General features: G+C 37.1%; 27 protein-coding genes and 1 pseudogene. 11 read left to right on the top strand and 17 right to left on the bottom strand.

Annotation, left to right across the window (positions count from 1 at the left end):
- Window positions 1–8: 8 nt before the first annotated feature.
- A complete protein-coding gene (locus tag CQ046_RS18610) occupies window positions 9–176 on the bottom strand; it encodes a phosphatidate cytidylyltransferase (protein ID WP_105703723.1) in 168 nt (55 codons plus the stop codon).
- Between the two features lie 22 nt (window positions 177–198).
- Window positions 199–635 (bottom strand): annotated as a pseudogene (locus CQ046_RS18605) (DUF6526 family protein).
- 216 nt (window positions 636–851) lie between these two features.
- On the opposite strand from CQ046_RS18605, the gene CQ046_RS18600 reads away from it, so the two are divergent.
- From CQ046_RS18600 to CQ046_RS18585, 4 genes are all read left to right on the top strand, one after another.
- Window positions 852–2,621, top strand: coding sequence for an aminopeptidase P family protein (locus CQ046_RS18600; RefSeq protein ID WP_105703722.1), 1,770 nt, complete (start codon window positions 852–854; stop codon window positions 2,619–2,621).
- Window positions 2,622–3,218: 597 nt separating this feature from the next.
- The gene (locus tag CQ046_RS18595) at window positions 3,219–3,785 is read left to right on the top strand and encodes a Crp/Fnr family transcriptional regulator (RefSeq protein WP_105703721.1); all 567 of its coding nucleotides are present in this window, start codon (window positions 3,219–3,221) and stop codon (window positions 3,783–3,785) included.
- A gap of 53 nt (window positions 3,786–3,838) precedes the next feature.
- Window positions 3,839–4,861 carry a saccharopine dehydrogenase gene (locus tag CQ046_RS18590; protein ID WP_105703720.1) on the top strand — a complete coding sequence of 341 codons (1,023 nt, stop codon included), beginning with the start codon at window positions 3,839–3,841 and terminating at the stop codon, window positions 4,859–4,861.
- Window positions 4,858–5,436: an NAD(P)H-dependent oxidoreductase gene (locus CQ046_RS18585; protein ID WP_105703719.1), complete on the top strand. Its 579-nt coding sequence runs from the start codon at window positions 4,858–4,860 to the stop codon at window positions 5,434–5,436. Before CQ046_RS18590 ends, CQ046_RS18585 begins: the two co-directional genes overlap by 4 nt.
- 111 nt (window positions 5,437–5,547) lie before the next feature.
- Here CQ046_RS18585 and CQ046_RS18580 read toward each other — a convergent pair whose 3' ends face one another.
- The 3 genes from CQ046_RS18580 to CQ046_RS18570 form a co-directional block, all read right to left on the bottom strand.
- Window positions 5,548–6,270, bottom strand: a complete 723-nt coding sequence (locus CQ046_RS18580) for a siderophore-interacting protein (protein ID WP_105703718.1) — start codon at window positions 6,268–6,270, stop codon at window positions 5,548–5,550.
- A gap of 91 nt (window positions 6,271–6,361) precedes the next feature.
- Window positions 6,362–7,225, bottom strand: a complete 864-nt coding sequence (locus CQ046_RS18575) for a helix-turn-helix domain-containing protein (protein WP_105703717.1) — start codon at window positions 7,223–7,225, stop codon at window positions 6,362–6,364.
- Between the two features lie 175 nt (window positions 7,226–7,400).
- Window positions 7,401–8,036: a LysE family translocator gene (locus CQ046_RS18570; protein WP_105703716.1), complete on the bottom strand. Its 636-nt coding sequence runs from the start codon at window positions 8,034–8,036 to the stop codon at window positions 7,401–7,403.
- Between the two features lie 205 nt (window positions 8,037–8,241).
- Here CQ046_RS18570 and CQ046_RS18565 point away from each other — a divergent pair, with 205 nt between their 5' ends.
- The 4 genes from CQ046_RS18565 (at window position 8,242) to CQ046_RS18550 (ending at window position 10,994) form a co-directional block, all read left to right on the top strand.
- Entirely contained in the window at window positions 8,242–8,955 is a 714-nt protein-coding gene (locus CQ046_RS18565; RefSeq protein ID WP_105703715.1) for a hypothetical protein, read from the top strand.
- A 76-nt stretch (window positions 8,956–9,031) separates the two neighbouring features.
- Complete coding sequence (locus CQ046_RS18560) at window positions 9,032–9,586, top strand: hypothetical protein (RefSeq protein WP_123906647.1); 555 nt, start codon at window positions 9,032–9,034, stop codon at window positions 9,584–9,586.
- Entirely contained in the window at window positions 9,556–10,305 is a 750-nt protein-coding gene (locus CQ046_RS18555; protein WP_105703713.1) for a sensor histidine kinase, read from the top strand. Before CQ046_RS18560 ends, CQ046_RS18555 begins: the two co-directional genes overlap by 31 nt.
- A gap of 8 nt (window positions 10,306–10,313) precedes the next feature.
- On the top strand, window positions 10,314–10,994 hold the full coding sequence (locus CQ046_RS18550) for a response regulator (RefSeq protein WP_105703712.1): 681 nt from the start codon (window positions 10,314–10,316) through the stop codon (window positions 10,992–10,994).
- 67 nt (window positions 10,995–11,061) lie between these two features.
- On the opposite strand, the gene CQ046_RS18545 is transcribed toward CQ046_RS18550, so the two are convergent.
- From CQ046_RS18545 to CQ046_RS18495, 11 genes are all read right to left on the bottom strand, one after another.
- On the bottom strand, window positions 11,062–11,325 hold the full coding sequence (locus tag CQ046_RS18545; RefSeq protein ID WP_047378387.1) for a RebB family R body protein: 264 nt from the start codon (window positions 11,323–11,325) through the stop codon (window positions 11,062–11,064).
- 83 nt (window positions 11,326–11,408) lie between these two features.
- Window positions 11,409–11,666 (bottom strand): RebB family R body protein, encoded by a 258-nt coding sequence (locus tag CQ046_RS18540; RefSeq protein ID WP_105703711.1) that lies wholly within the window; start codon window positions 11,664–11,666, stop codon window positions 11,409–11,411.
- 85 nt (window positions 11,667–11,751) lie between these two features.
- Complete coding sequence (locus CQ046_RS18535; RefSeq protein ID WP_047378385.1) at window positions 11,752–12,009, bottom strand: RebB family R body protein; 258 nt, start codon at window positions 12,007–12,009, stop codon at window positions 11,752–11,754.
- A gap of 81 nt (window positions 12,010–12,090) precedes the next feature.
- Window positions 12,091–12,348, bottom strand: coding sequence for a RebB family R body protein (locus tag CQ046_RS18530; protein ID WP_228406993.1), 258 nt, complete (start codon window positions 12,346–12,348; stop codon window positions 12,091–12,093).
- Between the two features lie 83 nt (window positions 12,349–12,431).
- Entirely contained in the window at window positions 12,432–12,689 is a 258-nt protein-coding gene (locus tag CQ046_RS18525) for a RebB family R body protein (protein WP_047378383.1), read from the bottom strand.
- A gap of 458 nt (window positions 12,690–13,147) precedes the next feature.
- Window positions 13,148–13,375 (bottom strand): RebB family R body protein, encoded by a 228-nt coding sequence (locus tag CQ046_RS18520; protein ID WP_105703709.1) that lies wholly within the window; start codon window positions 13,373–13,375, stop codon window positions 13,148–13,150.
- A gap of 22 nt (window positions 13,376–13,397) precedes the next feature.
- Window positions 13,398–13,781: a hypothetical protein gene (locus CQ046_RS18515; RefSeq protein WP_105703708.1), complete on the bottom strand. Its 384-nt coding sequence runs from the start codon at window positions 13,779–13,781 to the stop codon at window positions 13,398–13,400.
- 29 nt (window positions 13,782–13,810) lie between these two features.
- Window positions 13,811–14,641 (bottom strand): hypothetical protein, encoded by an 831-nt coding sequence (locus CQ046_RS18510; RefSeq protein ID WP_105703707.1) that lies wholly within the window; start codon window positions 14,639–14,641, stop codon window positions 13,811–13,813.
- Window positions 14,638–14,826, bottom strand: coding sequence for a hypothetical protein (locus CQ046_RS18505; RefSeq protein ID WP_105703706.1), 189 nt, complete (start codon window positions 14,824–14,826; stop codon window positions 14,638–14,640). Before CQ046_RS18505 ends, CQ046_RS18510 begins: the two co-directional genes overlap by 4 nt.
- Window positions 14,827–14,864: 38 nt before the next feature.
- Window positions 14,865–15,380: a hypothetical protein gene (locus tag CQ046_RS18500; protein ID WP_105703705.1), complete on the bottom strand. Its 516-nt coding sequence runs from the start codon at window positions 15,378–15,380 to the stop codon at window positions 14,865–14,867.
- A gap of 17 nt (window positions 15,381–15,397) precedes the next feature.
- Window positions 15,398–15,613: a RebB family R body protein gene (locus CQ046_RS18495; RefSeq protein WP_047433885.1), complete on the bottom strand. Its 216-nt coding sequence runs from the start codon at window positions 15,611–15,613 to the stop codon at window positions 15,398–15,400.
- A gap of 426 nt (window positions 15,614–16,039) precedes the next feature.
- On the opposite strand from CQ046_RS18495, the gene CQ046_RS18490 reads away from it, so the two are divergent.
- Window positions 16,040–17,482, top strand: a complete 1,443-nt coding sequence (locus tag CQ046_RS18490; protein ID WP_105703704.1) for a hypothetical protein — start codon at window positions 16,040–16,042, stop codon at window positions 17,480–17,482.
- Window positions 17,483–17,563: 81 nt separating this feature from the next.
- Here CQ046_RS18490 and CQ046_RS18485 read toward each other — a convergent pair whose 3' ends face one another.
- Entirely contained in the window at window positions 17,564–18,442 is an 879-nt protein-coding gene (locus tag CQ046_RS18485) for a CPBP family intramembrane glutamic endopeptidase (protein WP_105703703.1), read from the bottom strand.
- Between the two features lie 187 nt (window positions 18,443–18,629).
- On the opposite strand from CQ046_RS18485, the gene CQ046_RS18480 reads away from it, so the two are divergent.
- Both CQ046_RS18480 and CQ046_RS18475 read left to right on the top strand, forming a co-directional pair.
- Window positions 18,630–19,208: a helix-turn-helix domain-containing protein gene (locus CQ046_RS18480; RefSeq protein ID WP_105703702.1), complete on the top strand. Its 579-nt coding sequence runs from the start codon at window positions 18,630–18,632 to the stop codon at window positions 19,206–19,208.
- Window positions 19,209–19,295: 87 nt separating this feature from the next.
- Window positions 19,296–20,783 (top strand): serine hydrolase, encoded by a 1,488-nt coding sequence (locus tag CQ046_RS18475; RefSeq protein WP_105703701.1) that lies wholly within the window; start codon window positions 19,296–19,298, stop codon window positions 20,781–20,783.
- Window positions 20,784–20,829: the final 46 nt, after the last annotated feature.

Raw genomic sequence — 20,829 nt, 5'->3', positions numbered from 1 at the left:
AAGCATGGTTAAGAGTTTTTACCCTTCGAAAATATCAGTAAAAGAATCCCTACTATTACACAGACTAAGATAATTCCCCACCACATCCCTGCTTTAAAAATCGTTTCTACCGCTTCACAACTTGTTAGTGTCAATAAACTGAATATTGCAATACTGTAAAAGGTCCATTTTTTCATAGGTATGTATTTTGTTGGTGTGTTAGATTCTGAGACGGTCAGCTCTCCAATTTTTGATAGACCTTTTAATTTCATCTCCTGAGATGTTTTCATGAAGTGCTCTGTATAAAAGCTCTTTGAACTCATCATCATAGGTAAATCTCAATGCAGCAATCTCATCGAATCTCAGTTTTTCAGCAGTTTCATCAGATCTTTTATTGAAAATCTCGAAATAACGCTGTTTAAATTCCAGGACAACCATTCTGTTTTGAAGTCCCAGTGCATAATGCTGCCGTGTCATAAATGCCAGATAAAAAGCAAAAAAATCACGATGGAAAATAATATCCAGACCAGCTGATTTTCAGGGTCGTCCCAGATTTTATAAATTCCTAGAATCTCCAATATAATGAGCAATGGAAGATAAATAAAATGATGGGGCGGATAAAATTTCCTGTGGTTATTATAGTTTTGCTGTTTCATGAAATAGAATGAAGCAATAATCTTTCCAAAAATTTATTATTTTAATAATGTGGTAGCTTTTTTTACTGTAAAATGGTTTGTTTTGTTGAATATTTTTAATGCTTTCATTTTTTTATAATCTCTTTAAAAATAACAGATGATGAAGCAAAATAGCCGGTAAATTTGCCCTTCAGACCCCAATTTTTTTGTAACTTTCGGTGGTTAAAAATAAAAAGAATGACTTCAAAGGAAAAAGTGGCTGCACTTCGTGAAGAAATGCAGAAAAATAATGTTGATGCATTTATAGTATATTCTGCAGATCCGCATATGAGCGAATACCTTCCTGAAGAATGGCAGGAGAGAGCCTGGCTGTCAGGTTTCCTGGGTTCTGCTGGTTTTGTGGTAGTAACCAAAGACAAAGCAGGACTTTGGACAGATGGAAGATACTTTACCCAAGCCGCTATCGAGCTGGATGGTTCCGGAATTGATCTTTTCAAAGATGGAATGGAAGGAACTCCTCATTATATCGACTGGATTATTTCAGAAATCCCTTCAGGCGGTAAAGTGGCAGTAAGTGCTGTTGCAGCTTCCAATGCCAATTGGGAACTGCTTTCTCAAAGATTCAATGCCAAAAATATTTCTCTTGTAGACCTTCCGCTTTTAAAAGAAGTCTGGAAAGACAGAGGTACACCGTCTGCTAATCCTATTTTCGTACACCCGGTAGAAAGAGCAGGCAAATCTGTATCTGATAAAATTGCTGCAATCCGTCAGAAAATGGAAGAGCAGGAAGCTACCGTACACATTATATCAAGTCTGGATGATGTGGCGTGGACCCTGAACCTGAGAGGAAGTGATGTGGAAAGTAACCCTGTATTTTTAGGATACATTGTCATTACTAAAAATGATGCTGTTGTGTTTACAGGATTAGAGAAAATGGAAGTAACGGCAAGAAAACAAATGGATGATTCCTTTGTGAAAATGATGCCTTACGAAGAATTCTACAATTACCTGAAGATCTTCAAAAACGAAAAAGTGCTTGTTTCTCCAAACAGCAACCAACAGATTTTTGAAACATTAAAAACAGACAACCAGTTTATCAAAGCTCCGGTTCCTGGTAACCTGATGAAAGCCCAGAAAAACGAAGCCGAGCTGAATGGTTTCAGAACCGTAATGGTAAGAGACGGAGTGGCAATGGTGAAATTCCTTTATTGGTTAACACACAATGCAGGAAAAGAAGCGATGAACGAATATTCTATCGGACAAAAACTGAGAGGTTTCCGTGCAGAAGGTGAAAACTTTGTAGGAGAAAGTTTCGGATCTATTGTAGGATATAAAGATAACGGTGCTATCATGCACTATTCTGCCAAAAAAGAAGGAAGCAAAGAAGTAACCAATGAGGAAACGATCCTGGTAGATTCAGGAGGTCAGTACCTTGAAGGAACTACAGATATTACAAGAACTTTTGCCTTAGGAACTCCTTCGGAAGAGTTTAAAAGAAACTCAACATTGGTATTACAGGGATTAATCCGTTTATCAATGGTGAAGTTCCCGAAAGGAACAAAAGGAGTACACCTTGATGCTATTGCAAGACTTCCGCTTTGGATGGAAGGGAAAGACTTCAACCACGGAACAGGGCACGGTGTAGGAAGTTTCATGAATGTACATGAAGGACCACAAAACATCAGAAAAGATCTGAACCCACAGGAACTTCTTCCGGGAATGGTTTGTTCAAACGAACCTGGTTACTATCTTGAAGGACATTATGGAATTCGTCACGAAAACCTGATTGCCGTAAAAGAAGCAGAAAAAACAATCCACGGAACATTCTATGAATTTGAAACATTAACATTCTGCCCATTCTTCAAAGATACAGTGGTAAAAGAAATCCTTTCAGAAAGCGAAATCGCATGGCTGAATGGTTACCATAAAACTTGTGAAGAAAAGCTTACCCCTCATTTGGAAGGAGAAGTGAAAGAATGGTTCCTGCAATTAGTAAGCCCCCTTTAATAAAGATTTAGAGGTGAAAGTAAATGACAATCATGTCTTTAAACTTTAAACCTTGAACCTTGAATTTTAAATAGTAAACCGAATATTGTTAGATAAACCAAAAGTCCTGTAAGGTATTTCCTTCAGGGCTTTTCTTTTTATACAACCGTATTTTTACGGATATAATTCTAGGGATTCCACTGATGCATAAAAAACAGGGTTGACCTATCTTTGTTACAACAAAACATCATTCATATCTTCATAAATAACTCAAGTAAATTCAAAACGGTAGATCATCTCGTCCTGAGATGATTTTTTTTGTTGTTAATTGAAATTCATCAGATAGGCTATGATAATAAATGTCCAAATTGATTTATTTGAAAACGCAAAGAACCTATTAGAACATCTTATTTTAAGTGAGCTAAGATCTCGACAAAGTCACTTATGAAGCTATATGTTTATTCGACTGCTTAAAAAGAATCAATGAAATTGATTCCGTCTTTGCTTTCTTTAAATAAAAAACTCACAAAAATGAAAACTTTGCGTTTATAAAAAAGATTGCTTCCATCTTTTTATCTATTTTCGTAACTCGTTAGAATATCCTTACTTTTAAAAATCATGATACAAGACTACTTTCGAAGCTTTAATCTGTTTTCAGAAGATGAAATTGAAGAGTTTCTACAGCTTTTTGAAATCCGAAAGCTTAATAAAAATGATTATTTCGTACAGGAAGGCGAGCGGTGCAGAGAAGTTGCATTTATCAATTCTGGAATTTTCAGATCTTTTTATACTTCCGATGATGGGAAAGATATGACCTATTGTTTCAAGTTTCCCAATACCATGATTGCTGCTTACTCATCATTTATTTCAGGATGCCTCAGTAAAGAAAGTATCCAGGCAATCACCGATGTGGAACTGCTGATTCTGAAAAAGGAAAAAATGGATGTTCTCGTTCAGGATGCTCTGAACTGGACTCAGTTTTTAAAAATTATTGCTGAGCAGGAATATCTTGAACTTGAAAACAGGTTTTTTCAGCTTCAAAGGGATACTGCCACTCAAAGATATGCTGCGCTTATTGAAAATTATCCGGATTATATTCAGAGAATTCCGCTGCAATATTTGTCATCTTATCTGGGGATTACCCAAAGGCATTTAAGCCGAATTAGAAAGGAAATTTCTTTTTAGACATTTGTCCTTTTGATTGGAATGGAGGCACTATAATTTTGTCAAAAAAAATTATGGAGCAAAATATTTTAATTATCGGAGGAAATGGATTGGTTGGAAAGACAATTTCCCGAATTCTGAAATCAAGAAATCCTCATGTTACTGTTTTTATTGGAGGCAGAAAAGGCGGAAAAACAGATAAAGACCTGAAGATTGATGTTACAGACCCTTCCTCTTTTAAAGTAATTTCTGACAAAAAAATACATCTCATCATTCTTTCCGTGAATGATAAAGAAGATCATGTACTTCATTATGCAATTACTCATCAAATAGATTATCTGGATATTACAAAACCTACTCCGGCTTTGGTAAAAGCTTATAATATTGCCAGAAATGCAGAGGTGAAAAGCAGAATTGTATTCAGTTCAGGCTGGATGGGCGGGATTGTCCCCGGTTTAGTTAATACCTTATCTGATTCAGGGGATATTAATGAAGTAAAACTCTTTGTCTATTATTCTGTGAAAGATCAGGCAGGGGAGAGCTCTGCGCACTTTATGGCAGAAAATGTAGCGGTTCCTTTTGTCCATTATAAGAATGATAAACCGGTTGCCATCAGACATTTCCTGGATACTGAAGCTTTTAATTTTTCCTATGGAATCGGGCATAGAAGTGCTTATAATTTTGATGTGCCGGATTTATATATTCTCAACAAAGTAGAAAGAATTTCTGATGTGAGTGTGAAAATGACCTACAATTCAAAATTCATTACCTGGCTGCTGGGATCATTTCAATACCTTAGGATCTACAATATTCTGTCTTTAAAAGAAAGAAAAATGATTTTCGGATCAAGTGGAAACGGTGATCAGGCTGTTTTTGAAATTGTAGTTGATGATCAATCCGGACAAAAGAAATTAAGTCTTCAAAGTTTGAAAGGACAGGCAGAACTCACCGCTTTATCTGCCGTTCTGCACACCGAAGAACTCCTGAGAACTCCTCACGAAAATCAGGTGTATTTCAGTCATCAGCTGCATGAGCCTTTATCATTAATGGCACAGCTTAATGCTTATGATACTATAAACATCAACATCACACAATGAAAAAAATAGCCATTATCAACGGGCATCCCAATAAAGATTCCTTCAATTTTGGGGTTGCAGAAGCTTACAGACTGGGTGCAGCGGAAACAGGAGCAGAAGTAAAAGAAATTGTGATAAGGGATTTAAATTTCAATCCCAATTTACAGTTTGGATACCAGAAAAGAATGGAACTTGAGCCGGATTTGATGAAAGCCTGGGAAATTATTCAGTGGGCAGATCATTTGGTGTGGGTGCATCCTGTTTGGTGGGGTGGACTTCCCGCTCTGATGAAAGGATTTATAGACCGTCTTTTTTTACCTGGAATGGCTTATAAATATCGAGAAAATTCTGTCTGGTGGGACAAACTTTTAAAAGGTAAAACAGCTCATATCATGACAACATTAGATCAACCGGGTTGGTATTATCGTTTGTTTTTTGGAAGACCCAGCGTTAATCAGCTCAGAAAATCTATTCTGGAATATTGCGGTGTGAAACCCGTTAAGCTGACTTATATCGGGGTAATCCGGAATTCTAAAGATGAACAGCGGACTCAATGGCTGAGAAAAGTAAAGGAATTAGGAAAGAAACTGAAATAGTCTGCACAATAATTTTAGGTAACAGAGAATGATAACTTTATCTGGTAATAATGGCTTTTTATTATCAGATAAAGTTTCATTATTCAAGGAAAAAACTTTTTTTCTCCATTTTTACAGTCCTTTTTTACCCTCAATCCAATATGCCTGTGATTTTATACGCTTTGGCGAAACCCCTCTGGCTTTAAGGAATTTTCTGATCAGTGACATCCGTTCTCCGTTTCCGGTAAGATAAAAAACTACTTCATCATCAGAGATGGTCTCTTTTTCTTCTTTCAGAAAATCATTCAAAGCTTCAATCATTCTCATGGTATTGTTTTTAGGGCTGTGGTAACCATATAAATTCAGCTTTTCTAACGCAGAACATTCCTCTAATTCATGAAGACAGATGAATGAGGAGCCGGATTCCTCTACTGCTTCTTTAATCGAAATAGAACTTCCTAAAGAAGTTTCATCTCCCACAGAAAAATGAATTCTGGCATCAGGAGTAAAGAATTGTTTTCCTCTGGGCATTAAAAGTTTGATGGAATCTCCCTTAGCGAGTTGAGTTACAAAATGACTTCCGGCCGCAGACGCGTCATGAAGATGAAATAAAATATCAAAAGTTCCGGCATCTCTGTTGAAGTTGAAAGGAGAATAATTTCTGAAATCACGATCATTGATTCTTATTCCTATGGCGTAGGCAGGTTCATACTGAACATCCTGTAAGTCCGTTTCAAAGCGTATGAGACAAAGGTCATCCGTAATTTTTTCTATATGGCTAACGGTACATTCTTTAAATTTCGAGGACCAAACATTTTCTACGGTGTCATTGATCCATTTTGGCAGGCTTGGCATAAATTATTTTTTTATTGCAAAGGACGTTGCAAAATCAGAAAATAACGATAGCGGTTTCGGGGAATTGATTGGATTATTCGTGGTTGAGTGGCTATTGGTGTTGATTCCTGAATTCAGAAGGAGATTGATCTTCCAGTTTGGAAAATAAACGGCTGAAATAGGTGTGGTCACTGTATCCCAACTTATAAGCCACTTCTTTTACACTCAAATTGGTAAAAACCAGTAATCTTTTGGCTTCAATTAAAATTTCCTGATGAATCCAATGCTGTGCGGGCTTTCCCGTTATTTCACGAACGGCTTCAGTCAGATATCCTCTGGTGATATTTAAAGCTTCTGCATATTCAGATGGACTTTTCATGGTTTTAAAATCTTTTCGAACCAAACTCCTGAATGCTCTTGACAGTTGTAATGCACGATTTTCTCCTGAAGCCGGAGAAATACTTTTCTGAGAATATATCAAAGCAAACATGCCGAGAAAGGCATTGAGAAGTGACTGAACGACCAAAAATCCTTCTTTAGTGGAAAGCATTTCATTGGTATAGGCAGCATGAAGTAAACCGGCTGTTGTATTAATCTTTTTGACAAGGCTTTTATCCATAGACAGCGGTTGTATTTCACCCAAAGACTCATCGAAAAAAGAACGTACCGAATCAGGAACAAGCTCTGCTTTCACAGCAACAAACCATCCGCAGACCTCTTTCATTAAAAGCCCCTGATGCACCTGCCCCGGCAATACACAGAAAATAGTGGAATCTTTGGCCTCAATTGTTTTAAAGTCAACCATCATTCTTACATGGCCGCTTTCCATACAGGTGAAAATATAATGACTGTCCCGGTGTATCCCCTTATCCAGCAGAATATCCTCAGCTTCCTGAGTGCTTTTGTCCATCCTTTTCACATGAAATTGATGATGGGTAATGCCGTTTAAATTATAGGTGGGAATGGTCTGTTTCATCTTTTAAACCTGTTGTGAAGAGGATAATACGCAATGGTAAAATTACGTATTTTCACGGTTGCACAGTCAAAAGATTAATCTCAAATTCGCGGTGCATAATCATGATGTTTTCCTCAAGTCAGATTTTATATGAATATACACCGGAATTCGGAACAGAAAGAAACCTGTTCCGGATTTATTTTGCCTTAGAAAATGCCATTTTTATAGCCAGATAAGTCAGTACGCTGGCCATAAACCATTTTTGAACTTTTATCCAGACTGGGTTATTGGAAAAGAACAGCGCGACTCTTGAAGCGGTTAGTACAATGATAAAGTTGATGCTGAAACTGATCAGAACCTGAATAACTCCCAATTCCAGGCTTTGCGTGAAAACAGAACCATACTCAGGTTTGATAAACTGAGGAAAGAATGACAGGTAAAAGACAGCCACTTTTGGGTTTAATACATTCGTTAAAAAACCAATGGTGAAAAGCTTTTTGGGGCTATCATGAGCCACATTCCTATCGACATCAAAGATATTCCTGCTTTTAGGTTTTATAGCCTGATAAGCAAGGTATAAAAGATATACAGTTCCCAGTGTTTTAAGGACAGTATAAGCTAGTGGTACAGCCAGCAAAACAGCTGTCAGACCGAAAGAAACCATGATGATATGGAATAAAAACCCACATACTACTCCGGCTAATGAGATAAATCCAGACTTTTTACCCTGTGTTATAGACTTTGAAATAAGATAAATCATATTGGGGCCAGGGCTGATGACTAAAATGAGTGCAGCCAGAATGAAAAATATAAGTTCGTGAAATGGAATCATGGGAGTATTTCTTTAAGTGAGAGGATTTCCGGTGCAAAGATACGGGGTGTGTCTGATTTAATTTTATGAAAGACAAAAGAATAGTTAATTTTTATTCAATTAAATTTTATTTTCCACCTGAATGTGATTTAAAAATAAATACCATTCTCTTTTTTTTGTAAATTTCAACACATAAAATAATTATCATTCACAAATAAATATTACTATGACTACTGAAAACATCTTTGAAGCTATCAGAAAATGGAAAAATCTTATTGATTCTTATAAAAATGGAATTGATATAAAAGGATCGGAAATTTTGATTTTTTTAAATCAAGGAACTCACTTCAGCGTTTCAGGTGAAGAAATTGAACAATGGAAAAAAAATTTGGAAACAGCAGAGCCCAAAATGATTCATGTGTATGTGGGCATTCATGAAGACCAGCTGAAATTCTTCCTGATTGATTCTAAAAGCGATAAAGATGCTAATTTCAATACAATTCTTACCAAAGATTTTTTACGGAATTTCAGTGAATCCAAAATAGAAAGCAGTAATGATATTGTGTTAGATGTTCCTCCCATCACTGCAGAATCCGCCATTAACAGAAACTTCAGATGGAATATGTTTGGAACCTCGTGGCTGCAGGCTCAGAAAACAGAAGACATGTTTCAATTGATTTCCATTCCGTTTTCAGATTATGAGAAAATGGGAATTACGGGATCGCAGACATGTACCAGTTTCTTCGGACTTACAGATGATCTGGAAAAAAAAGATCCGGATTTCCCTTATCATATTGAAATTATTACGGTGAAAAGCCTTGCCATTAATCATATGAGTGAGACCGCAGAAAATTATTCTACCCCAAGACCTCCTTTTACCATTATTGATACTCTTAATGATTATCAACTTCTGAAGCAAAGCACCAGTGTTTTCGTATAACAGTTTATCCCTGTATCTGCAGATTATTATTAATCTCGTTTTATGTACAGGGCTGATTATATTGGTAAAAGAAGGGATGAAAACTAAAATTTCTGTGATTGTACTTCTTTTAGGAGAATTCATGCTTGAGCTGACAGATTTAGCCGGCCGAATGATGAAATTGAATACATTCAATACATACAATTATATGTTGAGCCAGTTTTTTGGTTTGATAGTTCTCACGGTGATCTATGGCAATTATTATATTCAGCTTTCCCGTGAGCTAAAATGGATGATCTATGGTTATGCAATATTAACCCTGATTACGAATGTGCTGTATGTACAAAATGATATGCAGGTTACCTTTTATTCCAATATTATTACCAGCATTATTATTTGTAGTTATGCAGCTTCCTATTTTATGAAAATCATTAGGGAAGGCAGAACAGATAGGAATATGTTTGTTGTAAACATTATTGTTTTTCTGTTTTTTTCTATAGAATGTCTCATATCCACTACGTATAATTTTTTAATCAGCAACCACCTGAACTGGGTAGCCCCTATCTGGCTTTTCAGAGGCATTCTGCTATTGTCTTTTTACATTGCTTTTATTAATCTGGGATGTGGCGTTGGGAAAATCAGGATCAGATAGTTGTATGGATATGGATTGGTATTGGACTGTTTTCTTTAACAACATTATTAATTACGTTATTGGTGATTAATTATTTAAAAAGTATAAAGAAAAACAAGCAGAAAGTCTCCAGGATAGTTCGGAACACAAGAAATGAATATTGGGAGAATATGCTGCTTTTGCAGGAACAGGACAGAGAATATCTGGCGGAAGAACTTCATGATAATATCATCTCACAGCTGAATCTCATCCGTTTGAATCTTAATGATAAAAATACAGAAGAGCTTAATCGTGATTTAAAAAGATCAATGCAGCTGATCCGGGAGTTATCTCACAACCTTACACCACCGGATCTTGATGAAATTGAGTTAGCGGATTTACTGGCAGATTACCTTGAACAGGTTAATAAAAATATAGATGTGATTTTCTGGCATTTCGCTATACAAACCCCAATCAGCAGTCCTGTAAAACTGAATCTTTTCAGAATCGTACAGGAACTGATCACCAATATCCTGAAACATGCTGATGCAAGTAGAGTAGAGGTTTCCTTAAGAATATCTTTGAACTATCTGATGCTGACGATAGAAGATAACGGCAGAGGATTTATTGCAGAAAATCAATCGGGAGGTATTGGTCTGAGAAATATTCAGTCAAGAGCACAAAAAATTGAAGCAATTTATAAATTTAAAACAGAGCCTGAAAAAGGCACAAAATTCATTGCCTGTATGGCCATACAATAAAAATAAACATGGAACACTCAACAATTAAAATCGGAATTGTAGATGACGATCTGCTGTTTGTACAGCTTTTGAAAAACTATTTTGAAAATAATGGAGACTATCAGGTTGTCCTGACCTCTACAGGTGGGAATCAGTTTCTCACAGAGCAGAATTCTGCAGTCTTAGATATTTTGATTCTGGATCTGAGGATGACAAATGGTGACGGTCTTGAAGTAATGGCTGAACTCGCCAAACAAGAAACGGAAACAAAAATAATTGTTCTTTCCAGCTTCTACCGCCGCTCATTCATGGGACAAATGCTGAAGATGGGTGCTCACGCTTTTTTACCCAAAGAAATTGAACTGGAAGAACTTTTGGCGGTCATCAAAACCGTTCACCATACCGGACATTATTTTTCCAATGATCAGATTGATGTCATGAGAACCCAGCTTTCCAATAAACTTCCGGAATTTCACGCTTTTTCCAGGAATGAACTTACCGAAAGAGAAATAGATGTTTTACGGTTGGTGTGCCAGCAATTGAGTACTAAGGAAATTGCAGATTCTCTTTTTATCTCACCCAAAACGGTAGAAACCCATAAGACCAATCTCATGATCAAAACAGGAGTGAAAAACATGGCAGGACTCGTTATTTACGCTGTACAAAACAAGGTAATAGATCCCAACGAAATTGTATTATTTGATAAATAGTTTCTACCCAAAAAGAATCAGGGAGCACATAACTGTACTCCCTGATAACAAGAAATCTAAAAAAACACTATAATTTAGGATTCAATACTTTAGCAATAGAAACTGCATCTGCTACAGTGTCCAGGCTATAGATCTGCAGAATACCCTGAGTAGTTGCTGCCTGACCTAAAATGTTTTGTTGGTTTTGTGCATTCACTGCATTTTCAAACATGATTCCTGTAGAATGTGCAGCAGATTGATAAACGTTACTTAAAGCCATTGCAGGAGATTCTGCTACTACTTTTACGTTTGACTGCGTTACTGCGTCTGTGATTTGTTCGTTTACTGGCATAATGATTATTGTTTATTTTGGTTAAAGGTTAACCGGATTTTCCGGCGGTTTGGATAATAGTTTTAAAGAGGTCCGCAAATGGATTACGGATTAAGGATTTTAGCCATAGAAACAGCATCTGCAATGGTATCCAGACTGTAGATCTGTGCGATACCCTGTGTAGTAGCTGCCTGAGTGACAACGTTCTGTTGGTTTTGTGCGCTCACTGCGTTTTCAAACATGATTCCTGTAGAATGGGCTGCTGTCTGATATACGTTGGCTATAGCCATTGCAGGAGATTCTGCAACTACCTTTACGTTCGACTGTGTTACCGCGTCTGTGATTTGTTCGTTTACTGGCATAATGATTATTGTTTATTTGGGTTTAAAAAACAACCGGATTTTCCGGTTGTTCGGATAAGGAATTTAAGCTGTTCGCAAAAATGGATTACGGATTAAGGATTTTCGCCATAGAAACAGCATCAGCAATGGTGTCCAGACTGTAGATCTGAGTGATACCCTGTGTAGTAGCTGCCTGAGAGACAATATTCTGTTGGTTTTGTGTATTTACTGCATTTTCAAACATGATTCCTGTAGAATGTGCAGCAGATTGATACACGTTAGCTAAAGCCATTGCAGGCGATTCTGCTACTACTTTTACGTTGGATTGCGTTACTGCGTCTGTGATTTTTTCGTTTACTGGCATAATGATTATTGTTTATTGGGGTTAAAATAACCGGATGTTCCGGTTCTAAAATTGATTGTATTCTGCGGTATACAAAATGGATTAAGGTTTAAGAATTTTAGCAATTGAGATAGCATCAGCAATGGTATCTTTACTGTAAATTTGAGTGATACCCTGCGTAGTGGCTGCTTGTGTAACGATGTTGTGCTGATTTTGATTGTTCATCGCATTTTCAAACATGATTCCTGTAGAATGTGCAGCAGATTGATACACGTTAGCTAAAGCCATTGCAGGCGATTCTGCTACTACTTTTACGTTCGATTGCGTTACTGCATCTGTGATTTGTTCGTTAACTGGCATAATGATTATTGTTTATTAAGGTTAAAAAACGACCGGATTATCCGGCTGAGAGAATGACTTTTTTCTCAAAAAAGTTTAAAAAATTACGGCTTAAGAATCTTCGCGATAGAAACCGCATCTGCTACCGTATCCAGGCTGTAGATCTGCAGAATACCCTGAGTGGTTGCTGCCTGACCTAAAATATTCTGTTGGTTTTGTGCATTCACTGCATTTTCAAACATAATTCCTGTTGAATGTGCAGCAGACTGGTACACGTTGGCTAGAGCCATTGCAGGAGATTCTCCTACTACTTTCACGTTAGATTGCGTTACTGCATCTGTGATTTGTTCATTAACTGGCATAATTGTAATTGTTTTTTTGAGATTGGATCTCGGTTAATAATTATTGAGGTAAACTAGTTTTATGTTGTATTTTTTAAACTCACCACAGATCCTCCAGATGAAAAGATTTCAAAGGCATTGGTATTGACAGGTTATGAATAAATTAGACTTGAAGGGTGGCTCTGAATACAATGGTTGAAACCCTATCTGTAAAATCTGCGCGAGTTTAAAGCATATTATATAGTAAAAGGATGCGGCTTCTATTTTTAATATCTGTCTTAAAAATAAATTCCTGCAGATATGCTGACAATGCCGGATTCCTTTGGGCAAATATGGATTCTGAATGACTGCTTTTGGGCATAGACAGCATCTGAAAGAAAGTGCAAAATAAATGTTGACCTGATTGTATTATGTTGAGGGCACCAGCTTTCATCTTTGCAGGGAAATCAACCGCATCCGTAGTTTTTTTGGAAACTGAATCAGAAGCGTCCTTTTCTTAAGGTATCCAGTTCCCTGATTTTCATATTTTTCGGACTCATTTTTTTTAAGCCCATGACGTAATTGCTGATCCCGGTCATCGCATTCCGTTGTTGATTCAGTGCGGAATTGATCTGCATCTGTCCGGTAGAATGGGCACTTACCTGTGTGGAAATAGCCTGAGGCACGGCAGTAGACATTCCTGTAATGATTATATTAATTTCGTCCATATTAATTTTTGTTTTTATGGTTCTAAGGTCGGATATTCCCGAATCTGGCATTCAGTTTATTCATTCGGTCCATGATTTTGAGCTCTTTCTCCTTTACCTTTGCTGATGAGGCTTCCTGAAGTTTTTTCAGTTGTTCCTCATAGTTCATTACAGGAGTATCAGGAGGAGCTTGTGTGGCAACCTGAATCTGGGCAGATTCCTGCTGTTTTACGGCTTCTTCCAGTTTTTCAAGGAGAGGAGCAAGCGACTTCATCGTCTCTTTGACAGCTTTGTCTTTGATATAGTTCACGATTTCATCTTCATGTCTTAACACAAAAGGCATAATTTCTTTTTCTACCATTTCTGGTTCAGTCACCGGTACCGGAGTTTTAGGAACGGGAGCTTTCTTGCGGATTCTTCTGCGCATACATCTTGTTTTAGAATATTATACAACGATTACAGCAGATAATTGATAAATGCAGACGCAGATTTCCAGTCCCGGTTGAGATCTTTAACCACGTTATATCCCGTAATCTCCAAAGCGATACATGCTGAAATCGCACTGGCAGACAACATTTCTTTTAACTGATGCGGAGGAAGAGTAAGGATATAATCATCCGGAATAATAAGTGACTTGGTGCCGGATGGTGGAGTTTCATTCACAACAATACTCAGTATTTCCTGAAAATAATGGGCAATCAGCTTGGAGGCCTGAAACTCCAGTTCCCTTTTTAATGCAACGACTTCATCCTGGGTCACCAGTTCTGAAATAGCACTTACATCCACATCATGTACAGAATATTGTGCTTCGCCGGTGTCTGATGGCGTGATGGTAATATCGGTTTTCAGCGTCCATTTTGATTTTTCAAGATTAATTGTGAGAAGCTTTGAATCATAATCCGGGACGGCAATTTCGTTCAGAGTGGTAAGAGGTAAGATTCTTACATTGCAGTAAAAGACCTTTGGATCATCCAGTTTGACCATAATCACGGCAATTCCTGTTGATTTATCTTTAGGTTCCACTACAAAAGACTGAAAATGATTGTATCTTTTGCCTCCTCTGTTGAGGCAGTTCACCAGTCTTATGGAAGGTTGAATATTAATATCGGAAGTCTGAAGATTAAATACAAAACGTTCCGAATTGTGTTCCGTCTTTTTAGGCTCGGCACTTTTGGTGTCCAGATAATTGATTTCACTGTTTTTGATCAGATATAATCTTTCATTTAAATCATTTAAACTTTCCAGGTTTAAAATTTTGGCGGGTTTAGTTACTGAGGAATAATTCATCTCTTATTTATTTTAATTTTTTCAATGAGTTGGGCGATTATTGTTTTTCTCTTTGGATGTACTTCAGATTCTTCTGAAGGGATTACTGCTTCTTTAATCTCTGGTTTTACGAGTGGCTGTGCCAGTTTTACTGACTTTAATACTAATTTTCCCCCATGATCAGCCGTGATAAAGCTCTTTCTCATACCTTCGTTTTCTGATGAGACTTCTTCCGGAACCGGATCTACTCGTTTTTTTTTTCAGGATCTTCAGTCTCAGGAATTACTTCCGTATAAGATGGGGGAGAAGAAGGTGCTTCTGAGACAGGAAGCGTGTTGACATTATAAATAGTATTGGAAATCTTTGCCTTTACTTCAGCATATTCACTTACCATTTTGAATAAGTCTTTCATCATTTCATTTCCTTTTCCTGCATCCTGACCCTGAAGGTTCTCGGCCATGTGAACAGAGGTTTCTTTACTTCCCGGAGCGGGTCCGAAAGTTGTTCCATACGTCAGTAAATTATTGGCTAATCTGCTTAATGCAATAAGACCTACCTGCTCGAATCCTTTTAAAAAAGACTGTAAATCCTGAACCATCATTCCTGTAGACTGTTCTATCATTACTTTCGTTACTCCGGTCATTGGAGAAGCCTTAGGCGGAGCCAATACCTCACTGTTCACAAATACTACAGCTTTCTCCGCCGGAGTGGTAGCATTGGCTGCCTGGGATTGTTGGCTTTCACTGTTATGTTCACTCATGATGGTAAGATTTTAGGTTATCCTTTTAAGATTTTAATGGCATCTGCAACAATCGCAGGGTTGAGCTGGTTCAAGTTCTGCTGGTTTGTCACAGAATTCTGGATGGAAATTCCACTGGCATGGGTGGCCATCTGGTAAAGCATACTCATAGCCTGTGCGGGAGACTCACCAAGTACGGTAACGTTCGTCTGCGTTACTGCATCTGTAGTCTGGGTGTTTACTGTATCTGCCATATTCTGGTTTTAATGGGTTACTATTGTTTTTATTTTCAAAGACTTTCCTTTCAACTCAACCTTTATATTATTTTTTGATTAAGTCTTCAATATGAGATTGGTGATCTCTTTTGTCTGATACAAATTTCATCAAACAGAATAAATCTTCATTAAGGGAAAAAACTGAATTTTAAAAAATAAGGGAATTCTCTCATGAGTGAAATTTTGAAAGAATGAATGGTATTTTAAAAATGATAAACTAAAAAAAAATTCTATAAGTTTAATTTGATAAACACTCAAACACTCAAACACTCGAAAGCCCGAATACATTATTCGTAAATACGGGTAAACCCTGAGTTTCCGAAAATAGGTGCATCCCCTCTATATCACCATCTGCTTTACCTTGAAATTTGTCTGATAACTTATTCTAACCTTTAAAATCATAATATGAATAATCAGAACAACACAAATTCGGAGGAGGTAATTCCCTTTATAATAGTGCAACCGGGATACGCCACAGGAGATATGTTTGCTATCGCTGCAACATTGATCAACAATCAACAATACCATGTATTAATATCTACAACGATGGATGAACATGAAAATGTGAGAGATCCGTATGACAACAGTAAATCAATTAGAGAGTTCTACAGAAGCTCAGGAATAGAAGAATACAGGATACATACTCATAATGTGAATGAAGTGAGAGCTCCCGGGCTGGCAAGTCAGCTGAAAATGGAAGCATTCAATATCATAAGAGAGCAATATAAAAATGATTTATCAAAAAGAGCATTTGAAAATAAATACTACAAGCCTGTAGGAGAGGGAACCCAATACATCGCCAAAAATTTTTCTGAGGAAATGAGGAATCAATTAAAAGTTGCATGGGAAATCAATGGAAGCCAGAATGATGCGATAAAAATATGGCTGGAAGAACAAGGCATACCCACAAGTGGAAATAATCTACTGATTTTATGGTCCCGTTTCAGCGGAAAAGGCGGAGATATTCATATAGAACATGATACCAGTTATTGGGGAATCAAACAGATTGTACACAGAGTGGCGGATATGTATGATGCCGTCATCATTACCGGAGATAAAGGATATGTGAAAGAAAGAGCAAAGAAATATGATGAAACAGCCAATGAGATTAATGTACACTATCAATCCAAAAAAGTATTCAATATTACAGAATTCTGGAAAGGAAACTCTCCCGCACTGAAAGCATGGGGAGGAAACACCCGTATGGGACAGTTTAAGCTCTACGAATATTTTGATACACACTTTAAGAATGTAAAACACCTTGGCTTCAGAAGCGGTAATCTGGAAGTGATGGCTATGCTGGGATATAAGGTTCGGTATATGGAAGAAAAAGGAAGTGAAAGTGGAGGCAGAATGACCACATGGTTTGAAACGGGAAGTGGTGAAACAGCGCTAGGGGGGAGAGCAACTGGATATGAAAGGCTTATATTGGCAGAACCACCTACAAGATCTGGTAAGTTTATTCAGTATAAGATTCAGGAAATAAACAGAGAAACCCAGGACAGCATTAAAAGATTGAAAGAGAGTTATGAGAGTTCAGGGAATCTGGATGTAAAAAAACTTGAAAAAGAGATAAAAGCAATAGAGGATGAGGGTGAGGCCAGAAAGAAAATATTTGCAGGTCCCGAAATGGCTCCTTCTCGTAAAGATCAAATTTATCCGACTCCCATCCCAAGAAAAGGCAAAGAAAGTTTTTCAGAAGGATTTAGCGAACGTGATATGGATACTATTCTCAGCTATTTACAACCTTCAGACTGGGTAGAAAGAGAAACAGGATATCAACGGATTATCGGGCAACGAAATAAAAGTTATGAAAGACTATTGGAGAGCTCCGAAAAAATAATTTAAAATAAAAATACGATGTTCCAAAAAATAGCATTCTGACATGATTCAGAATGCTGTTTTTGTTTCATTCAAATATAAAAAGTTTTAAACCTTACTTTCACCTTCTGGCAGTTCTTTTCTTTTTCTCCAGAAGAAATAAGCAACAACAGCTGTCGCGATAGGTAAAGCGATCCCAAACTCATCAATATAATAATTCGTATTCCCTGTATCTACAGTAAGCGGTGTGAAAATAGACTGGATAAATAGATTGTGGCTGGCATGTAAAATAACACCCGTCCATAAACTTCCGGATTTTAACCTGAGCCAGGTGAAGATAAAACAAGAAGCAAATATCATGATCGTAAAACATAAAAGAGCCAGCCATTTAGGTCCTCCTGTATTATAATTGGAAAAAAGCAGGAGAGGATAATGATAAATTGACCATATGAGACCCATCCAAAGAGAAGTCGCCGTATAAGAATTCATCTTAGCCAATTGCGGAGTAAGAAGACCACGCCATCCTATTTCCTCACCCAATGCAGATCCTACAGAACGTACCATTCCAAAGCTGCTCATCAGAATAATATATAGAATGATAGTAAGACTATCAGAAAGGTTCCAGCCCATTCCTTTGCCTGCTTCAGCTACAAACTCATGATTATAGAAACCACCGGCTCCACTGATCCAAATGATGAGATAAGGAACGAAAGCGTAAAGAATAGGAATGCAATAAGCCATGATCTGGTATTTCGTAAGTCCCCATTTCCAGCCGAGGGAAGAAATAGGAATTTTCCGGATACGGCAGGTAAGAAGAGCAGCAATAGCGGGACACCACATGACAATAGTGGCATATGATATAATTCCGCCACCAAGTTTTCCGGTACGGATACACATATAATAGACTGGGAGACAGAAAAGAAGAGTGAGAATCAGATAAGTGGCAATATTCTTCCTGATTTCGGATTTGGAGATGGTATTTTCCATAAACTGATCTGGTGTTGAGGTTTGTAAATGATTGAAAAATAGAAAGTTATTTTTAAATAAAAATACATTTAATTTTTTATATGAATATTAATTTTTAGCATCATTAGATCTAAAGAAAACTGCTTCTGTTTTTTAATAATGGAAAACTGTAAATTAGCCAAAACAATTTTTTCGAATACCCTAAACGATGTCCAAGCTAAAAACCATAAGAGAACAAAAAAATCTGACTCAGGAAGAACTGTCAGAGAAATCAAAAATCTCTGTGAGAACCATTCAACGCATAGAATCCGGAACAGAGCCTAAGGGGCATACGTTAAGAACACTGGCACAGACATTGGAAATCGAAGAAGTTGAATTACTGCAGACCCCGCTGCCGATCATTAATGAACCTGATGAGGTTGAAACAAAAGTAGAAGAAGAGCCAATTCCAATTCCGGTCAATTATTCTTACATTAAAATCATTAACCTTTCATCCTTATTATTTATCCTTTTACCTCCATTGAATATTCTCGTTCCATTGTTGCTGATGTTTACGATGAAGCAGAAGAATAGTCTCGTAAGACAAATTATCTCGGTTCAGATGATCTGGACAGTAATGGCTCCTGTTATCTTCTTCACCGGGATCTTTTTAAAGCTCGGGAGACCGTTTACGCTGATCCTTATGGCTCTGATTGTTCTCTCCAATGTGTTTATTATTATCCGCAATGCTGCAGAAATAGATCGGAATAAGAAATTGTATTTCTATCTGAAATTCAGTATGATATAAAACGTGTCAGGACTTTGTCGGGTTTTTGTCGGGTTCATTTTTAATGAAAAAACTGATGAAAATATAATCTTTGTCAAAAAAATAACAATGGCAAAGTTCTCACAGATTATCGTTTCTTTTTGCATCCTATTCTTTAGCATAACACAGGCACAAATCAAAAATACAGATCCTCTTTACAAAACAATAATGTCCAAAGACAGTCTGTTTTTTTCAGCAGGTTACAATCATTGCAACATCAGCCAGATGGAAAGTCTATTAAGCGATACTTTTGAATTTTATCACGATAAAGGCGGATATGAAGACAGAAAGCAATTTATAAACGATTTTAAAACCGGATTGTGCAAATCTCCGGAAACCTATCAACTCAAAAGAGTTCTGGTGGGGAAAAGCACTGAAATTTATCCCATGTATAAAGATGGAAAGATGTATGCTGCCATTCAGAATGGAGATCATCTGTTTTATGAAAAAGTAGGAAATCAGGCTGAGAAATTAGTGGGAGAAGCAAAGTTTACCCACCTTTGGATGTTGGAAAATGCTGAGTGGAAGCTTAAGAATTCATTGAGTTTTAATCATCACCCAAAGCAGACTACTGATAGTGAAACCATGTTTGATAATGATCAGTCGATGGAAAGCTGGCTGAAAGAAAATAATATTCCTACTCTGGGATTAGGAATTATTGAAGGAGGAAAGCTGAAGCAGGTAAAGGTTTTTGGAGATTTTAAAAAAGGAATTCCAGCACCTCATGATGCCCTATTTAACGTAGCATCACTCACCAAACCCGTTACAGCAATGGTAGCCTTACGTATGATAAGCTTAGGAAAATGGAAGCTGGATGAACCATTAGATACGTACTGGACAGATCCTGATATCATCAATGATCCAAGACATCAAAAACTGACGACAAGGATTATTCTGAGCCATCAGAGTGGTTTTCCCAACTGGAGATGGATGAATACTGATAAAAAACTGAACTTTCAGTTTGATCCCGGTACAAAATATCAATACTCAGGAGAAGGCTTTGAATACCTTCGAAAAGCGCTCGAAAAGAAGTTTGGGAAGTCGTTGGATCAGCTTGCACAAGAACTCATTTTTAACCGTCTCAAAATGAATCATACAAACTACATTTGGGACCAAGCCACTGATGCATCAAAATTTGTAACAGGATACAACGAAAAAGGAGAAGCTTACCCAATAGAAAAAATCAAAACGGCTAATGCTGCCGATGATCTGCATACCACGGTGGAAGATTATGGAAATTTTATGGCCCATGTGATGAAAGGAAAAAATCTGAAGCCTGAAATTTTTAAAGAAATGGTCAAAAAGCAGGTAAAGGTTAAAGAAAATAAATATTTCGGACTAGGTTTCGAGGTATATGATCTTGGAAATGATGAATATGCATTATCTCATGGCGGAGCAGATCAGGGAACAAGATGTATCACTATTGTATTGCCCAATTCAGGAAAGGGAATTGTGATATTTACCAATGTGGATGATGGTTATAAAGTCTATGAAAAGCTGGTACTTCATTATTTAGGTGAAGAAGGAAAAAAGATTGTAGAGATCGAAACCAGATAACTGCTTATGCAATGAAAATCTTTGTATATTCGGAGTATCAATCTGA

Origin of the sequence: Chryseobacterium sp. MYb7 (assembly GCF_002979455.1) — a bacterium.
In the GTDB taxonomy this organism is placed as follows: Bacteria; Bacteroidota; Bacteroidia; order Flavobacteriales; family Weeksellaceae; genus Chryseobacterium.
This window is presented reverse-complemented; position numbering and strand designations above follow the sequence as displayed.

Bases quoted from the DNA above. Each gene is read 5' to 3' on its own strand.
- CQ046_RS18610 (WP_105703723.1), bottom strand. From the start codon at position 176: ATGAAAAAATGGACCTTTTACAGTATTGCAATATTCAGTTTATTGACA.
- CQ046_RS18600 (WP_105703722.1), top strand. From the start codon at position 852: ATGACTTCAAAGGAAAAAGTGGCTGCACTTCGTGAAGAAATGCAGAAA.
- CQ046_RS18595 (WP_105703721.1), top strand. From the start codon at position 3,219: ATGATACAAGACTACTTTCGAAGCTTTAATCTGTTTTCAGAAGATGAA.
- CQ046_RS18590 (WP_105703720.1), top strand. From the start codon at position 3,839: ATGGAGCAAAATATTTTAATTATCGGAGGAAATGGATTGGTTGGAAAG.
- CQ046_RS18585 (WP_105703719.1), top strand. From the start codon at position 4,858: ATGAAAAAAATAGCCATTATCAACGGGCATCCCAATAAAGATTCCTTC.
- CQ046_RS18580 (WP_105703718.1), bottom strand. From the start codon at position 6,270: ATGCCAAGCCTGCCAAAATGGATCAATGACACCGTAGAAAATGTTTGG.
- CQ046_RS18575 (WP_105703717.1), bottom strand. From the start codon at position 7,225: ATGAAACAGACCATTCCCACCTATAATTTAAACGGCATTACCCATCAT.
- CQ046_RS18570 (WP_105703716.1), bottom strand. From the start codon at position 8,036: ATGATTCCATTTCACGAACTTATATTTTTCATTCTGGCTGCACTCATT.
- CQ046_RS18565 (WP_105703715.1), top strand. From the start codon at position 8,242: ATGACTACTGAAAACATCTTTGAAGCTATCAGAAAATGGAAAAATCTT.
- CQ046_RS18560 (WP_123906647.1), top strand. From the start codon at position 9,032: ATGAAAACTAAAATTTCTGTGATTGTACTTCTTTTAGGAGAATTCATG.
- CQ046_RS18555 (WP_105703713.1), top strand. From the start codon at position 9,556: ATGTGGCGTTGGGAAAATCAGGATCAGATAGTTGTATGGATATGGATT.
- CQ046_RS18550 (WP_105703712.1), top strand. From the start codon at position 10,314: ATGGAACACTCAACAATTAAAATCGGAATTGTAGATGACGATCTGCTG.
- CQ046_RS18545 (WP_047378387.1), bottom strand. From the start codon at position 11,325: ATGCCAGTAAACGAACAAATCACAGACGCAGTAACGCAGTCAAACGTA.
- CQ046_RS18540 (WP_105703711.1), bottom strand. From the start codon at position 11,666: ATGCCAGTAAACGAACAAATCACAGACGCGGTAACACAGTCGAACGTA.
- CQ046_RS18535 (WP_047378385.1), bottom strand. From the start codon at position 12,009: ATGCCAGTAAACGAAAAAATCACAGACGCAGTAACGCAATCCAACGTA.
- CQ046_RS18530 (WP_228406993.1), bottom strand. From the start codon at position 12,348: ATGCCAGTTAACGAACAAATCACAGATGCAGTAACGCAATCGAACGTA.
- CQ046_RS18525 (WP_047378383.1), bottom strand. From the start codon at position 12,689: ATGCCAGTTAATGAACAAATCACAGATGCAGTAACGCAATCTAACGTG.
- CQ046_RS18520 (WP_105703709.1), bottom strand. From the start codon at position 13,375: ATGGACGAAATTAATATAATCATTACAGGAATGTCTACTGCCGTGCCT.
- CQ046_RS18515 (WP_105703708.1), bottom strand. From the start codon at position 13,781: ATGCGCAGAAGAATCCGCAAGAAAGCTCCCGTTCCTAAAACTCCGGTA.
- CQ046_RS18510 (WP_105703707.1), bottom strand. From the start codon at position 14,641: ATGAATTATTCCTCAGTAACTAAACCCGCCAAAATTTTAAACCTGGAA.
- CQ046_RS18505 (WP_105703706.1), bottom strand. From the start codon at position 14,826: ATGAGAAAGAGCTTTATCACGGCTGATCATGGGGGAAAATTAGTATTA.
- CQ046_RS18500 (WP_105703705.1), bottom strand. From the start codon at position 15,380: ATGAGTGAACATAACAGTGAAAGCCAACAATCCCAGGCAGCCAATGCT.
- CQ046_RS18495 (WP_047433885.1), bottom strand. From the start codon at position 15,613: ATGGCAGATACAGTAAACACCCAGACTACAGATGCAGTAACGCAGACG.
- CQ046_RS18490 (WP_105703704.1), top strand. From the start codon at position 16,040: ATGAATAATCAGAACAACACAAATTCGGAGGAGGTAATTCCCTTTATA.
- CQ046_RS18485 (WP_105703703.1), bottom strand. From the start codon at position 18,442: ATGGAAAATACCATCTCCAAATCCGAAATCAGGAAGAATATTGCCACT.
- CQ046_RS18480 (WP_105703702.1), top strand. From the start codon at position 18,630: ATGTCCAAGCTAAAAACCATAAGAGAACAAAAAAATCTGACTCAGGAA.
- CQ046_RS18475 (WP_105703701.1), top strand. From the start codon at position 19,296: ATGGCAAAGTTCTCACAGATTATCGTTTCTTTTTGCATCCTATTCTTT.